Source organism: Thiomonas sp. FB-Cd (genome assembly GCF_000733775.1).
Taxonomy (GTDB): Bacteria; Pseudomonadota; Gammaproteobacteria; order Burkholderiales; family Burkholderiaceae_C; genus Thiomonas_A.
Genome location: NZ_JPOE01000002.1, coordinates 2,599,778 through 2,614,892, shown reverse-complemented (window position 1 = coordinate 2,614,892; position 15,115 = coordinate 2,599,778). Strand labels below are relative to the sequence as shown.

At 65.3% G+C, this 15,115-nt stretch carries 9 protein-coding genes; 6 read left to right on the top strand and 3 right to left on the bottom strand.

Annotated elements, in window-relative coordinates; genetic code table 11:
* Positions 1 to 190: 190 nt before the first annotated feature.
* The 3 genes from CD04_RS22660 to CD04_RS0112610 form a co-directional block, all read right to left on the bottom strand.
* The gene (locus CD04_RS22660) at positions 191 to 4,504 is read right to left on the bottom strand and encodes an EAL domain-containing protein (protein WP_051849155.1); all 4,314 of its coding nucleotides are present in this window, start codon (positions 4,502 to 4,504) and stop codon (positions 191 to 193) included.
* A 252-nt stretch (positions 4,505 to 4,756) separates the two neighbouring features.
* A complete protein-coding gene (locus tag CD04_RS0112615; RefSeq protein ID WP_156030258.1) occupies positions 4,757 to 4,987 on the bottom strand; it encodes a hypothetical protein in 231 nt (76 codons plus the stop codon).
* Between the two features lie 549 nt (positions 4,988 to 5,536).
* The gene (locus CD04_RS0112610; RefSeq protein ID WP_031407292.1) at positions 5,537 to 6,574 is read right to left on the bottom strand and encodes an IS630 family transposase; all 1,038 of its coding nucleotides are present in this window, start codon (positions 6,572 to 6,574) and stop codon (positions 5,537 to 5,539) included.
* A gap of 296 nt (positions 6,575 to 6,870) precedes the next feature.
* On the opposite strand from CD04_RS0112610, the gene kdpF reads away from it, so the two are divergent.
* The 6 genes from kdpF to CD04_RS0112575 all read left to right on the top strand — a co-directional run bounded on the left by kdpF (position 6,871) and on the right by CD04_RS0112575 (position 14,974).
* Positions 6,871 to 6,963 (top strand): K(+)-transporting ATPase subunit F, encoded by a 93-nt coding sequence (gene kdpF / locus CD04_RS23235; protein WP_081857926.1) that lies wholly within the window; start codon positions 6,871 to 6,873, stop codon positions 6,961 to 6,963.
* On the top strand, positions 6,963 to 8,762 hold the full coding sequence (gene kdpA / locus CD04_RS0112595; RefSeq protein ID WP_031407290.1) for a potassium-transporting ATPase subunit KdpA: 1,800 nt from the start codon (positions 6,963 to 6,965) through the stop codon (positions 8,760 to 8,762). The genes kdpF and kdpA overlap by 1 nt, the downstream gene beginning before the upstream one ends.
* 19 nt (positions 8,763 to 8,781) lie before the next feature.
* Positions 8,782 to 10,848: a potassium-transporting ATPase subunit KdpB gene (kdpB, locus tag CD04_RS0112590; RefSeq protein ID WP_031407289.1), complete on the top strand. Its 2,067-nt coding sequence runs from the start codon at positions 8,782 to 8,784 to the stop codon at positions 10,846 to 10,848.
* A 13-nt stretch (positions 10,849 to 10,861) separates the two neighbouring features.
* Complete coding sequence (gene kdpC / locus CD04_RS0112585) at positions 10,862 to 11,452, top strand: potassium-transporting ATPase subunit KdpC (RefSeq protein WP_031407287.1); 591 nt, start codon at positions 10,862 to 10,864, stop codon at positions 11,450 to 11,452.
* Positions 11,453 to 11,583: 131 nt separating this feature from the next.
* A complete protein-coding gene (locus tag CD04_RS0112580) occupies positions 11,584 to 14,328 on the top strand; it encodes a DUF4118 domain-containing protein (protein ID WP_031407285.1) in 2,745 nt (914 codons plus the stop codon).
* Entirely contained in the window at positions 14,291 to 14,974 is a 684-nt protein-coding gene (locus CD04_RS0112575) for a response regulator (protein ID WP_031407283.1), read from the top strand. Before CD04_RS0112580 ends, CD04_RS0112575 begins: the two co-directional genes overlap by 38 nt.
* The last annotated feature ends 141 nt before the right edge of the window (positions 14,975 to 15,115 follow it).

The window sequence follows — 15,115 nt, the reverse complement described above, 5'->3', positions numbered from 1 at the left end:
TGGCACCTGGCCGATCCCCGGGCGCTTGGGCAACTCTGGCAGGTACAGGTCCGGGACGCGCAAAGCGCTGCGGCGCCTGGCATGGTCGCGCGTGCGAACGCCGCCTCCCGCTCGCCGAGTGGAGGTGCCCAAGCACCTGAACGTGAGGCAGCCCAGAATTGAATCGTTCGTCGAGTCGCCCGCCAGGGCATCAGGCGTCACCATGCGGCCCTTCCTTCTGGACTTGTGCCACGAACCAGTCCAGCAGTTTGCGGGCCGTGTCGAGGTCGCCGGGATTGGCATGGACCTGGGCGTACCACTGGGCGGCGGGGCTGGTGTGGAGGCCGCGCGTGCGTAAGAAGTCCGCCACCGGGTGGGGTGCCAACGACTGTCCCTGCGCTTCGCCGCGCATGCGGAGCCAGGAATAGGCCAGGGCTCCCAGGTAGGTCCGAATCCTGAACGGGTTTGCTGGCGCTTGGAGGCAGGCGCGCCATGCCACGACTTGATCCGGCGGCATGGGTCTGGCCAAGCCAAAGCCCTGCCCATATTGCGCACCCAGGAGTAACGCCGCTTCGATCATTCCGGCATCCTCCAAGCCTTCGACGACCACATCCCGGCGAAGATCGAGCCCCATCTGGATGATGGTGACCATGAGGCCCAAGGTCTCAAGGGGGTTTTGACGGATGCGCGTGAGCAGTGCCTGATCGATCTTGATGATGTCGAACGATACGCTCGTCAGGCGCAGCAAGCTGCTGTAGCCCGAGCCCAGGTCATCCATGGCGAGTTTGCAGCCGAGGTGCTTAATCTGAGAGAGGGCTGCATCCTGCGCTCCGCTCTCCAGAGCTTGCGTCTCCAGCAATTCCAGGGTCAGCCGGTCCGCCTCGATCTTGTGCAGGCGAAGGATGTCCTCGACCCACACTGCACATTCGGGGTCGCGCAGCACGCTGGGGGGCATGTTGACCGCCACACCGATACGCAGACCTTGTGCATCCCACAAAGTGAGATGCGCAAGCGCCATGTCCAGCCCCATGCGGAAGAGACGGCTCAACTCGGTCTCCCCCAGTAGGGGAAGGAACACACCAGGCGCAATGATCGACCCGTCAGGCAGCTCCAAGCGAGCCAGTGCCTCCACCTTGATCAGCTGGCTGCTGCGCAAGTCAACGATGGGTTGCATGAACATGCGCAAGCCGCCCGAAAAAAGCTGCTGGCGCAAAATCTCCGCACGTTCCTGTGTCACGACGGTCGCGGGCGCGCTGCAGCGCAACCCCACCTGTTCCCAGCGCTGCTGGATTCCCCGAGCGATTTGCCGCATCACCGCCGATTCGAACTGACCCGGATAGGCGCCGTACAGTGCAAGCACGGCGACAATATGGTCCGATGCGTCGCTTAGCGGAATGGCAAGCACGGATCGCAGGCCGAGCGCCTGCGCCGATTCGCGCCAAAAGGCATGGCTGGGATCGCGCGTGAAAGACGCCAGTCCTGTGATCTCACCGCGCCGCCAGGCTTGGGCGATGACGTTGGTGCTGCGCGGATCGGCCGGGTCATGGATCACAATCTGCGACTCGGGGGCGCGAAGGACCGCTGCGATGTCCTCCCCTCGCGAGCCGGCGCAGTTCTCGACCGAGAGTGCCCCGAGCGTGTTCGGGCGCATCAGGAGTGCTCCAAGAATTCCGGGGAGTTGCGCGAGGGCCGCAAGCTCCAGGGGGCGAACATCGGCGAGTAAGCGTCCATACCTCGGGAGGGGGGTCGCCAGGACGTCCAGATAGGCACCGATGGTTGCATCAGCAACATGCAATTGCGTTTGCATGTCGTCCTGAAGGCGTCTTTCGGCGACCAGCAAAATCCGGTAGCGCTCCCGCGCCGGCAAAAGGACTTGGTTCAGATGGTCCGTCAGCAGTCTTCGGTACAAGGCCATGGAATGCACCAGCAGCGCGCTACTGACGCCAACCAGGGCGTGGGTGCGGCCCAGACGCTTCGCCGCCTGTTGCACGTCCGCCAGAGTCGTGTCAGGGGCGAGCATGAGGCGGAGGTGATCGGCCTGGCGTTGTTTGAGCGCCGCGAGGTCCGTGGTGCCAAGGTTCGCCAGAATGTCCTTGGACAGGGGCTCTTGACCCAGGTCGGCGTAGAACGCGTCGATAAAATGCTCTGAAACATGGGCGACATGCGCATGGGCTTTGTCCAGGAGGACGGCAGCGTCCCGGCCGTAGGCATCGAACCCTGTTTCGCGCTCCGGGGCGGTTGAACTCACGCTGGACAGGCGCCACCAGGATGTGCCGTCATGCTTGTGCATCTTGGCCTGGTACATCGCGGCATCGGCCAGACGCATCAGCGCATCGCCTTCCATGGCGTCTGCCGGGAACAGTGCCAGGCCCATGCTCAAGCCGACCGTTGCCGTGTGTCCCGCGGCAACGCTCACCGAGGTTTCCACTGCGTGATGCAGTCGCTCGGCAATCCGGGCAAGTTCGGCTGTCGTTTGGTATGGGTCCAGATCTTCGATCACGACGATGAACTCATCGCCTCCAAGTCTGGCGAGCGCATCCGACACGCGCAACTCGGCTCGTAGTCGTTTGGCCAATTCCTGGAGAAGCGCATCACCGGCCTCATGGCCCCACGTGTCATTGACTGGCTTGAAATCATCCAGGTCGATCATGCCCACAGCCAGAGCTGTGCCGTTGCGCTGTGCACGCGCGATCGCCTTGGGCAGATGCGCTTCCAGCGCCCGTCGGTTGGGCTGCCCCGTCAGCGGGTCGTGCAGAGCCTCGTGCTCGATTTGCGCCTGCAGCCGATCCCGCATGGTCACGTCGACGATGGTCCAGACGGCGAGGGCCTGTTTGACGTCCTGCACAACGCCGCCCGACAGGTCGCACGTGATGAGGCCCCCATCAAAGCGCCGCAGGCGTACGCTCGTCAGCTGGACGGCGCCTTTCGCGTAAAGTTCCGGATACAGGGCCTTGATCCGCGCGAATTCGCTTTCATCGGGGTAGAGAATGCCGGTTGCCTGACCGATCAACGCCGTCCTGTCGGGGTGCCCCAGCAGGGTTGCAAATCGCGAGTTGGTATCGACAATGCGGCGCCCCCGCGTCAGCGCAATGCCGGCAACCGCGTTGTCCAGAAGCGCCTCACGCAACAATGCAGCATGGCGTGCGCGCTGCGCAAGGTCGATGCGATCGAGGGCGCTGGAGACATCGGAGGCCAGCCGGTCGAGCAAGGACTCCGCCATGCTGCCGAAGAGCCCAGCGCGTGCGCTGTACATCGCAAAAACCCCCCACATGCTGCCGCTGCGGCGGATGGGTAAAACGGCCATGGAGCGGATGTTGGAGGGGTTTGGAGGTTCGGCGCGATCCGCGGATTGTGGCGAGTCAACGACTGGCATGCGCACGCTGCGCCCTTCGCGCCACGCTCGCCCGACGGCCTCCCGAGCCGCCGCCACATCGGGGTAACGGGCGCCCGTGAGTTCGTCGGGATGGCCCTGGGCCTTGCTCGAGGCGGCAAGAACTTCGACGCCTTGCGCGTCCCCTGGTCGTCCGATCCAGGCAAATTTGAGGTTGGCCTGCTTGACGGTGGTCTGACAAAGAGTCGTGAGAAGGGACGACTCGTCGTCGGCGCGTGCGATGGTCTGATTGACTTGCGCCAGCATGGCGTTGAAGTCCGCCAGCTGGCGTTGGCGCCTGGCATCGCGTCCGCGTTGGCGAAGCTGGCGACGTACGCTCAAGCTGGCGAGGCCGAGAAGCAGGATGGTCCCCGCCTCGAAGATCCAACGCATCAGCGCGCTCTTCCAATACCGATGCCACACAAGCCCGGATGGCCAACTCGCGTCCACGATCAGCGGATAACCTCGCACCGCGACTTCAACCGCAGCGGCGTGCGCCGGCTTCGGGGCAAAGTCCACCGGCCCCTGCTGCCAGGCGCCCAGCGTGCGATGGTTGCGTACGTCCAAAGCGGTGAGCTCCCAAGGGCTACCGGGCGCGGAAAAGGCGAGCAGCCGATCCAGTCGGTACGGAGCGCTGATGAGGTAACGGGTCTGGCCTTGCGCATCTTGCACCCGATACTTCATGGTCAGGACGTGCACGCGCGCAGGGCCAACGGATTGGCTTGCGCCAAGCAGGAAATTGGGATTGGATGCCAGCGGTGTCAGCGATTGCGCGGCGACGGACGGCGCCTGGCGACGAACTTCCGTCGACCACAGGACGGCGCCGTCTGGCGCCTCGAGATTGACGGCGTAAAGACCGGGATGCCAGACCATGAGGCGTCGCAGGGATTGCACCGCTTTGGGGTCCGGGGACGGCGGATCAGCGTCGGGTCCGTGCAGGGCGACGGCGGCAAACTGCAGCTCGGTGAATCGGGTTTGAAGGCGACTGGCGATGGCCTGCGCATCGGTCGACGCGTCGCGCCGAGCGTCCTCGACGACCCGGTCCTTGATCTGGAGGTATTGATTGCGCTCGGCCCACAGCCCCCACACCGTCACCAGCAGGACGGGCAGGATGAAGATCAGACCCCGCGCGAGCAGCTGAAGGCGCAGGCGCATGGTCAGGTCTGCCGCGCGTTGGTCTTGGTCAACACAAGGAGCTGCAGCTCGCGGGGTGCGAGGGAATGCGCGCGCCTGGTCAACGCGATGCCATGCTCACCGCGGCTGTGATGCACCATCCCACAAGGAGACATCGGACCATCGGCCGGTCTCCACACGGCGCTCCCAGCGCAAACATCGCGGCCTTTTGCGCGAGGCCCAAGCGCTGGCTGCACGGAACCGTGCACAAAAGCAGCGCTGGCTTGCGCAGCGCTAAGCGGATGGTGGCTTCGCATGCCTGACCGGTCGGACCTGGCCGTGCACAAGGGCCAGGATGGCGAAACGGTACGCGGGGTCGCGTGCCATGCGTTCCACCCGATCGGCGGCCGCGGGCAATGATTGCGGCGTGCCGCGTTGCAGGACCTTCACGGTTGATACAACGCGATCGTTTGCCCAGACCTGGACGTTGCCGTGAACGTCCCAATGGGCGCAGAAATCCGACATGTCGATGACCATGGTTACACGCGAGCATAGGGGGAAGGGCCGCCGCAACGATGGCCAGTAACTTCGCGACAAAAGCCGCAACCAGAGGTTGCAAGACCAAAGTCGAAGCGGATCCGGCATCGTAAAGGGTCTCCGGGCGGAACGGCCACTGTTGGAGGAGGCCCAAGGAGGTTTCATGATCCACGTCATGAAAAATCGTGGAATCTGTGCTTCTGCGACGGGTTGGCGCAACCCTCGCAAGTCAAACTGGCGCTCAAACCCGACGAAAAGCCGCCAGCCTCCGCGACCCGGAAAAATGAAGCGGAAGCGCCCTGCAGATTGATGCGCTGCCGCTTCACTCGACGCGTCGCCAAGGGCTTGTTGTCGGCCTGAGCGGGCGCTGGACGCTGCCTGTGGCGGCGACAGCAATGCTGCAGGCAGCGGTCGGTGCGATCGTCAGCACCCTTGCCAGTCAGGCCGCCATCCCGGCATGACTTAAACCAACCGAAGTCCGCTGAACCAGGGGCGGTTCACTTTCGCATTATTGATCCGGCCCGATTTATCCGTGAGTCACGCAGCATATTTCACGCGTGCGTCCTGGAAGAACTTTCTCACCCGCGCGGGTGATTTCTCCAACGTCTGCATGTGCTCTGTTGCGGCGGTTTTCAATTTGGCCTTGGTGCGTACCGGCACCTTCGTATAAGGAGCCTGTTTCAAATCGGCATTGAGCCGTTCTTCCGGGTTGAGCTCAGGGCTGTAGCTGGGCAGATAGAACAACTCGATCTTGTCTTGACGCCTCTCAACCCAGGCCTTGACCGGCTTGCTGTGATGGACGCGCAGGTTGTCGAGAATCAGGAACACTTTCTTGCCGGCGTCCTGGATCAGTGCACCCAGAAACTCAATCAGCTTGTCTGCGTTGAACGCCTCGTCAATGATCATCCAGCGTGTCGTGCCCTGGTTGGTGACGGTGGCGATCATCGACAGTTTCTGGCGTGTGCCACCGACCGCAAAGGTCACCGGTGTTTTGCCCGCCGGTGCGTAGCAGCGGCCACGCACGTCGGTATTCACGACCGCGGTTTCGTCGCCCCAGTGAATCTCGGCACCCTCGGACCTGGCGCGTTGTTCGATGGCCGGGTATCCATCGTCCAGCCAGGCTTGTACGGCTTCTGGACGCTGCTCATACGCCTTCTTGATCGGCTTTTGCGGGGTGAATCCCCAGCGCTTGAGATAGTTGCCAACGCCGCGCACTGACAACTTGATGCCGCATTCGCGTTCAACCAACTGCGTGACCGCAGCCCGGTTCCATAGCGCAAATTCCATCTTCAGTTGTTCGGGGCGCTTGTCGCAGATGAGTTGCCGAACCGCGTTCTCTTGCGATTCGTTCAGCATGCGTCCACTGCCTGGTTTCTTGCCACGTGCAGCAGGCTTGAGTGCCGCTGCCCCCGCAGTCGAATACGCGGTCAGCGCAGCGTTCACGGCATACCAACTGAGACCGCTGTGCTCAACAATCTGCATCACTGGCATCCCTTTGCAGTGCATGCGGATGACTTGTTTTCGTCTCTCGTGCAGTACTTCTCGCGACTGCTTGCGGGCGTCTTCTTTTTCCATGCAAAGTCAGACTCATTCCACGCCTTAAAGTTCACGGATAATTCGTGCTTAGTCTATAGCCTGCGCCGGCATATCGCGCTGCTTCCGCCACCTTCCTCAAAAAAATTGACGCTGCGTTTATGCGCCAGGGCAATGTTTTTACGCGCTATTTACGCCAGAGTTCCTACGATTTCGGTGGGTTTAGTAGCAAGGGGCTGCTGCAATGGATCTGATCTGGGTAGGTGTCGCGGTGCTGTGCTTCCTGAGCATGGCGCTGCTCGTTCGCGGCTGCGAGAAGCTGCAGGAAAGGCGCTGACATGACGCTGCTCTTCTACTGGTTGGGCGGGATCATCACCGTGTTGTTGTTGATCTACCTGGGCTACGCGCTGCTGCGCGCGGAGGACTTCTGATGACTCCCACATTCTGGGCGCTGCTGGTCGTGCTGTTCGCAGCGCTGGTACTGGCAGGCAAGCCACTGGGCCTGTACATGGCCGCGCTGGCCGACGGCCGCATGCCGAAGCGCCTGCTCGGTGTCGAGTCGAGGCTGCTGCGCCTGTGCGGCGCTCGGCCCGACGAGGAGATGGGCTGGGGCGCCTATGCGCGCGCGCTGCTGATGTTCAACTTCCTAGGCGTGGTCGCGGTGTACGCGCTGCAGCGTCTGCAGGGTGTGCTGCCGCTGGATCCCCAGCACTTCGGCGCGGTCGGCAGGGCTTCGTCGTTCAACACGGCGATCAGCTTCGTCACCAACACCAACTGGCAGGGCTACTCGGGCGAAAGCACCATGGGCAACCTGGTGCAGATGGCCGGGCTGGCGGTGCAGAATTTCCTGTCGGCCGCGACGGGAGTCGCCGTGGCCTTCGCGCTGATCCGCGGATTCGCGCGGCGCAGCGTCGCGACCATCGGCAATTTCTGGGTCGATCTGCATCGCATCACGATGTACGTTCTGGTGCCCATCTCCTTCGTGGCGGCGACTGTGCTGGTCGGCCAGGGGGTTCCGCAGACGCTGCGAGCCGACCGCGCCGTCGACCTGATCGCGCCGGTGAGCTTCCAGGTCCCGAAGACCGACGCCCAGGGCAACCCGGTGAAGGACGCGCAGGGGCAGCCGGTAATGGTCGCGTCGCAGGCCGCGCAGCAGACGCTGCCGATGGGGCCGGTGGCCTCGCAGGAGGCGATCAAGGAACTCGGGACCAATGGCGGGGGCTTCTACAACGCCAACTCGGCGCATCCCTACGAGAACCCGAACGCCTTCACCAATATGCTCGAGGTGTTCCTGCTGCTGCTGATCTCGGTGGCGCTGACCTTCACCTTCGGGCGCATGGTCGGGGATCGGCGCCAGGGTTGGGCGCTATTGGTTGCGATGACCATCATGCTCGGCGTGGGCATGGGCGCCGAGGCGCATTTCGAGCAGCAGGGCAATCCGGCCTTCGCCGCGCTGCACATTGACCAGAAGGCGGGCACGCTGCAGTCCGGCGGCAACATGGAAGGCAAGGAGACGCGCTTCGGCATTGCGTCGACCGCGATCTTCACCGCGGCGACCACCGGCACGTCGACCGGAGCGGTCGACTCGATGTTCGATTCCAACACGCCTCTGGGCGGCATGGTGCCGATGCTGATGATCCAGCTCGGCGAGGTCGCTCCCGGCGGTACCGGAACCGGTCTGTACGGCATGCTGATGGTGGCGCTGATGGCGGTGTTCGTCGGTGGGCTGATGATCGGGCGAACCCCGGAATACCTGGGCAAGAAGATCGAATCCTTCGAGATGAAGATGATCTCGATCGGGCTGCTGATCTCGCCGCTGCTGGTGCTGCTCGGGACCGCGATCGCGTCGGTCAGCGCCCAGGGGGTATCCAGCCTGGCCAATCCCGGGGCACATGGATTTTCCGAGATGCTCTACGCCTTCACCTCGGCGTCGAACAACAACGGCAGCGCCTTCGCCGGGCTGAACGCCAACACGCCCTTCTACAACCTCACGCTCGCGCTGGCGATGTGGTTCGGTCGCTTCGTGTCGATCGTCGGGGCGCTGGCCATCGCCGGTTCGCTGGCGTCGAAAAAACGCTTGGCGGAATCCAGCGGGACCATGCCCACGCATGGGGCGCTGTTCATCGGGTTGCTGATCGGCACGGTGCTGCTGGTCGCGTCGCTGACTTTCCTGCCGGCGCTGGCGCTGGGTCCGATCGCGGAGCACTTCGCGATGTGGGCCGCGCATTGAGCGGGCACCAGGAGCCGACATGAGTCGTCAACGTCTTTCCCTCATCGATTCGTCGCTGGTCGGTCCGGCCGTGGTCGAATCGTTCCGCAAGCTCGACCCGCGGGTTCAATTCCGCAACCCCGTGATGTTCGTTGTGTACGTCGGCAGCCTGCTCACCACCGGGCTGTGGCTGCAGGCGCTGCGCGGACATGGCGAGGCGCCGTCCGGCTTCATCCTGGCCGTGACGGTATGGCTGTGGTTCACCGTGCTGTTCGCCAATTTCGCCGAGGCGCTGGCCGAAGGGCGCAGCAAGGCGCAGGCGGCCAGTCTGCGCGGCACGCGCAGCGCCGTGAAGGCCAAGCGGCTGAGCGAGCCCAGGTACGGTGCGCCGTGGACCCTGGTAGACGGCGAGACGCTGCGCAAGGACGACGTCGTGGTCGTGCTCGCGCACGAACTGATCCCCTGCGACGGCGAAGTCATCGAAGGCGCGGCGACCGTCGACGAAAGCGCGATCACGGGCGAGTCCGCCCCGGTGATCCGCGAGTCGGGCGGCGACTTCTCGTCGGTGACCGGCGGCACGACGGTGTTGTCCGATTGGATCGTCGTGCGCTGCACGACCAATCCGGGCGATTCGTTCCTCGATCGCATGATCGCGCTGGTGGAGGGCGCCAAGCGCCGCAAGACGCCCAACGAGATCGCTCTGACCATCCTGTTGATCGCGCTCACGGTGATTCTGCTGATGGCCACGGTGACGCTGCTGCCGTATTCGATCTACTCGGTCAAGGCCACCGGCGCCGGCCATCCGGTCAGCATCACGGTGCTGGTGGCGCTGCTGGTGTGCCTGATCCCGACGACAATCGGCGCGCTGCTGTCGGCCATCGGTGTGGCCGGCATGAGCCGCATGCTCGGCGCCAACGTGGTCGCGACCTCGGGGCGCGCGGTCGAGGCCGCCGGCGACATCGACGTGCTGCTGCTGGACAAGACCGGCACCATCACGCTGGGCAACCGCCAGGCCAGCGCCTTCGTGCCGGTGGCCGGGGTCTCCGAGCGCGAACTGGCCAACGCCGCGCAACTGGCGTCACTGGCGGACGAGACACCCGAGGGGCGCAGCATCGTCGTGCTGGCCAAGCAGCGTTTCAACCTGCGCGAGCGCGACCTGGAATCGCTGCACGCCAGCTTCGTGCCGTTCTCCGCGCAGACCCGCATGAGCGGCGTGGACATCGCCGGCCGGCCGATCCGCAAAGGTGCGGCCGACGAAGTGTCGCGCCACGTGCGCGAGCGCGGCGGGGAACTGCCGGCGGGCTTGAAGGATCTGGTCGACGCGGTCGCCCGCCGGGGCAGCACGCCACTGGTGGTGGCCGACGATCGGCGTGTGCTTGGCGTGGTCGAACTCAAGGACGTCGTGAAAGACGGCATCAAGGAGCGCTTCGCCCAGCTGCGTCGGATGGGCATCCAGACCGTGATGATCACCGGCGACAACCGACTCACCGCAGCGGCGATCGCCGCGGAGGCCGGCGTGGACGAGTACCAGGCCGAGGCCACGCCCGAGACCAAGCTGGCGCTGATCCGCAAGTATCAGTCCGACGGACGCCTGGTGGCGATGACCGGCGACGGCACCAATGACGCGCCGGCGCTGGCGCAGGCCGACGTCGCGGTGGCGATGAACAGCGGCACCCAGGCCGCGCGCGAGGCCGGCAACATGGTCGATCTCGACTCCAACCCGACCAAGCTGATCGAGGTGGTCGAGATCGGCAAGCAGATGCTGATGACCCGCGGCGCGCTGACCACCTTCAGCATCGCCAACGACCTGGCGAAGTATTTCGCGATCATCCCTGCGATCTTCATCGGCACCTACCCGCAACTCGGGGCCTTGAACGTCATGCGCCTGGGGACTCCCGATTCGGCGATCATCTCGGCGGTGATTTTCAACGCCCTGATCATCGTGTTCCTCATTCCCCTGGCTCTGAAAGGGGTGAAGTTCCGCCCGCTTCCGGCGGCCACGCTGCTACGCAACAACCTGCTGCTGTACGGGCTGGGAGGCATCGCGTTGCCCTTCGTCGGCATCAAGGCGATCGACCTCGTGCTCAATGCACTGCATCTGCTGTAAAACGGAGACCTCCATGTCGCGACTCCTTCGCCCCGCGTTGACCCTGTTCGTCGGTTTCACGCTTGTGCTGGGCTTGGTCTATCCGCTGCTGGTCACCGCACTGGCGCAGGCGGTGTTTCCGTGGCAGGCCAACGGCTCGGTGCTCGCCGTGGCCGGAAGGCCGGTCGGCTCGGCGCTGATCGGGCAGTCGTTCTCGGCGCCGAAGTACTTCTGGGGCCGGCCGTCGGCGACCTCGCCGCAGCCTTACAACGGCCTGGCCTCGGGCGGCTCCAACCTCGGGCCCACGAACCCCGAGGAGTTGGGGGCGGTGAAGGCCAACGTCGAAGCCTTGCGACACGCCGACCCGGCCGAGGCCGGCAAGCCGACTCCGGTCGACCTGGTCACGGCTTCTGGTTCCGGGCTGGATCCGGACATCAGTCTGGCGGCCGCGCAGTACCAGCTCGCGCGGGTCGCGCAGGCGCGCGGCCTCCCGCCGCGAGCGGTACAGCGGTTGATCGACCGGTACGCCCACCGTCCCTGGTTCGGGCTGTTCGGCGAGCCCCAGGTCGACGTGCTGGCGCTGAACCTCGCACTCGACGGCCTGCATCCGGTTCCTCTGCCCTGACCCGACCGATCGGCCGCCGCGCCGGGCGATACTTCCGACGGACAATGCCCTGATCCGAGCTATCCTGTCATGAACCTTTTGCAGTCTGTCTTCTGCGTCGCGGCCACGTCCACCCCTGCACGCGTGCCGCGATGACCGACGATCAACGCCCCGACCCCGACGCCCTGTTGCGCGAGGTCGAGCATGAGCAGAAGCAGGCCCAGCAGGGCAAGCTGAGGATTTTCTTCGGCGCGTCTCCAGGCGTTGGCAAGACCTACGCGATGCTCGGCGCGGCACAGCAACTGCGCGAGAAGGGCGTCGACGTCGTCTGCGGGGTCGTTGAAACCCACGGTCGAGCCGAGACCGAGCGGCTGCTCGAAGGGTTGGAGGTGTTGCCGCGCCTGCAGCCGCAGGGGGGCGCGCGCGACGCGGGCGAGTTTGACCTGGCCGCAGCGCTGCAGCGCCGGCCCGCGGTGCTGCTAGTTGACGAACTGGCGCACAGCAACGCCGCCGGCAGCCGGCATCCGAAGCGCTGGCAGGACGTCGAGGAGCTACTGGCCGCCGGAATCGACGTCTACACGACGCTCAACGTGCAGCATCTGGACAGCGTCAGCCACATCGTCGCCAGCATCGCCGAGGTACCGGTGCGCGAGACGGTCCCGGACAGCCTGTTCCAGCAGGCGGCCGACGTCGTGCTCGTCGACCTGACTCCCGACGAACTGTTGCAGCGCCTGCGCGAAGGCAAGGTCTACGTCGCCGCGCAGGCGGCGCGCGCGCTGCGCAATTTCTTCCGCAAGGGCAACTTGCTCGCGCTGCGCCAACTCGCACTGCGCCTGACCGCCGAGCGCGTCGACAGCCAGATGCGCAGCTATCGAAGCAGCCAGGTCGGGGGCGAGGTCTGGAGTGCGTCGGAGGCGCTGCTGGTATGCGTGGGGCCGGACAACGGCCCGAGCCTGGTGCGCGCGGCGGCGCGCCTGGCCGAGGCGCTGCACGCGCGCTGGCACGTGGTCTACGCCGAGACGCCGCCGCTGCAGCAGCTCGCCGAGGCGCGCCGCTCGGCGATCCTGAAGCTGCTTCAGCTCGGCCGCGATCTCGGCGCGCACACCGCGGTGCTCGCGGGCCAACATGCACCCTCGGAAGTGCTCGCCTACGCGCGCATGCACAACCTGAACCGCGTCGTGATGGCGCGTCGCCGCAGGCTGGCGTGGTGGCGCGAGGCATGGCGCGAATCCTTCGCCAGGGGGCTGGGAAACCTGGCTCCCGACCTCGATCTGGTGCTGCTCGCCCCCGAGCCACACGCGCCACCCACGCGCGGCGCCGCGCAGGTGTCCGCCGCCGAAGTCCACCCGTTTCCGTGGCGGGACTATGCGTGGGCGCTGGCCGGCAGCGCCGCGCTGACCCTGGTGGCGATACCCCTGAGCTGGTACTTCCACCTGTCGAACATCGTCATGCTGTTCCTGGTCGGGGTGGTGCTGGTGGCGTGGCGCCTGGGTCGCGGCCCGGCGGTGCTGGCGGCCTTCATCAACGTGCTGGCCTTCGACTTCTTCTACGTGCCGCCGAAGTACTCCTTCGCCGTCAGCGACGTCCAGTACCTGTTCACCTTCGGCGTGATGCTCGGCGTCGGCCTGCTCATCGGGCACCTCACCGCTGGATTGCGCTACCAGGTGCGCGTGGCCAACCAGCGCGAGCGCCGCACCCGGGATCTCTACGCGCTGTCGCGCGACCTTTCGGGGGCGTTGACGGTCGAGCAAGTGGTCGATTTCGGGTTGGGGCATGTGCGCAACGGTTTCGGCGCGCGGGCCGAACTGTTGCTGCTGGGCATCGATGAACGCCTGCGCGAGGCCGACTCGCCGGACCCCGCCGGCCCGATCGACGGCATCGACGCCGATCTGGCGCGCTGGTGTATCGAGCACGGCGAGACGGCCGGAATCGGCACCAACACGCTGCCCGCGCTGCCGTTGCTTTACCTGCCGTTGAAGGCGCCGATGCGGGTGCGAGGGGTGCTGGTCGTCGCTCCCGGAACGCCGCGCAGCGTGCTCATTCCGGAACAGCGCAGGCTGCTCGATACCATCGCATCGCAGATCGCGATCGCGCTGGAGCGGGTCCATTTCGTCGAGGTCGCGCAGGACACGCTGGTCGCGATGGAGGCGGAACGCTTGCGCAATTCGGTGCTGTCGGCGCTCTCGCACGACCTGCGCACGCCGCTGACCGCCCTGATGGGCGCCACGGACCTGTTGCGTATGCACACGCCCGCCCAGCCCGCCCGGTTGCGCGAGCAGGTCGAGTCGGTGGGCAAGCAGGCGCGCCGCCTGGCGCGCATGGTTGACGACATGCTGGAGATGGCCCGCCTGCAGGCTGGCAAGGTCACGTTGCGCAAGGACTGGCAATCGGTGGAGGAGGTGCTCGGAAGCGCGCTGCGCGGCTTCGAGCCCGAGCAGCTGGCGCAGCACCCGCTGCACATCGATCTGCCACCCGAGCTTCCGCTGGTGCACGCCGACGCGCAGCTGCTCGAGCGCGTGTTCGTCAACCTGTTCGACAATGCGCTGAAGTACACGCCGGCGGGTACGCCGATCGGGGTCGATGCGCGGCGCGCGGGCGATCGTCTGCGGGTCACCGTCTGGGACCGCGGGCCGGGGCTGCCTCGCGGACGCGAAGGTGATCTGTTCGACAAATTCGCGCGCGGACAGGTCGAGTCCAGCGTCCCGGGGGTCGGGCTCGGCCTGGCGATCTGCCGTTCGGTGGTCGAGGCCCACGGCGGATCCATCACCGCGGCCAACCGGCCCGACGGAGGCGCCAGCTTCAGCTTTGAATTGCCGCTGGACGCGCCGCCCGGCGACGACGGCGTCGAGGACAGCGCAGATGAAGAGCCATCAACTGATTCTCCTGGTCGAAGATGACGCGGAAATCCGGCACTTCGTGCGCGTCGCGCTCGAAGCTGCAGGGTACCGTGTGCAGGAGGCGAGCGAGTGCCGGCGGGGATTGGTCGACGCTGCAGCGCGCCGCCCCGACTTGGTGCTGCTGGACCTCGGATTGCCCGATGCCGACGGCATCGAATTCCTGCGCGGCTTCCGCGCCTGGAGTCTGGCCCCTGTCATCGTGCTCTCGGCACGCAACGACGAAGGCTCCAAGGTCGCCTCGCTGGACCTTGGAGCCGACGACTACTTGACCAAGCCGTTCAGCGTCAATGAACTGCTGGCGCGTGTTCGTGCAGCGTTGCGTCGTCGAAGCATCACCGAGCAGGGAAGCGTGCTGCACTTTGGCGAGATCGTCGTCGACATGAGCAAGCAGTCGGTCGTCAGGCAAGGCGTTCCGGTGAGATTGACAGCCATCGAATATCGCCTGTTGGAATTGCTCGCCCGTAATGCTGGAGCGCTTCTGACGCACAGACGGATTCTCCAGGAGGTCTGGGGCCCCAACGCGCTCGATAGCCAGCACTATGTGCGGGTGTACATGGGGCGGCTTCGTCACAAACTGGAGAATGAGCCTGCACGACCTTGCCACCTCCTGACGGAAAGTGGGGCTGGCTACCGGCTCGTGCCGTGACGGTTTGGGTTAGGCCGGGATGGCAACGACACCAGCGAAGATGAAGGTGGGCTCGGCGACCGCTGGCTGGCGCATTGCCGCTGCTATCAGCGGTGGCAGCTAACGCCCGCTTTGACCAATTATGTAGATGCCTCGATTATG

Excerpts from the sequence above, each read along its gene's own strand:
- CD04_RS22660 (WP_051849155.1), bottom strand. The coding sequence starts at position 4,504 with ATGCGCCTGCGCCTTCAGCTGCTCGCGCGGGGTCTGATCTTCATCCTG.
- CD04_RS0112615 (WP_156030258.1), bottom strand. The coding sequence starts at position 4,987 with ATGTCGGATTTCTGCGCCCATTGGGACGTTCACGGCAACGTCCAGGTC.
- CD04_RS0112610 (WP_031407292.1), bottom strand. The coding sequence starts at position 6,574 with ATGGAAAAAGAAGACGCCCGCAAGCAGTCGCGAGAAGTACTGCACGAG.
- kdpF (WP_081857926.1), top strand. The coding sequence starts at position 6,871 with ATGACGCTGCTCTTCTACTGGTTGGGCGGGATCATCACCGTGTTGTTG.
- kdpA (WP_031407290.1), top strand. The coding sequence starts at position 6,963 with ATGACTCCCACATTCTGGGCGCTGCTGGTCGTGCTGTTCGCAGCGCTG.
- kdpB (WP_031407289.1), top strand. The coding sequence starts at position 8,782 with ATGAGTCGTCAACGTCTTTCCCTCATCGATTCGTCGCTGGTCGGTCCG.
- kdpC (WP_031407287.1), top strand. The coding sequence starts at position 10,862 with ATGTCGCGACTCCTTCGCCCCGCGTTGACCCTGTTCGTCGGTTTCACG.
- CD04_RS0112580 (WP_031407285.1), top strand. The coding sequence starts at position 11,584 with ATGACCGACGATCAACGCCCCGACCCCGACGCCCTGTTGCGCGAGGTC.
- CD04_RS0112575 (WP_031407283.1), top strand. The coding sequence starts at position 14,291 with ATGAAGAGCCATCAACTGATTCTCCTGGTCGAAGATGACGCGGAAATC.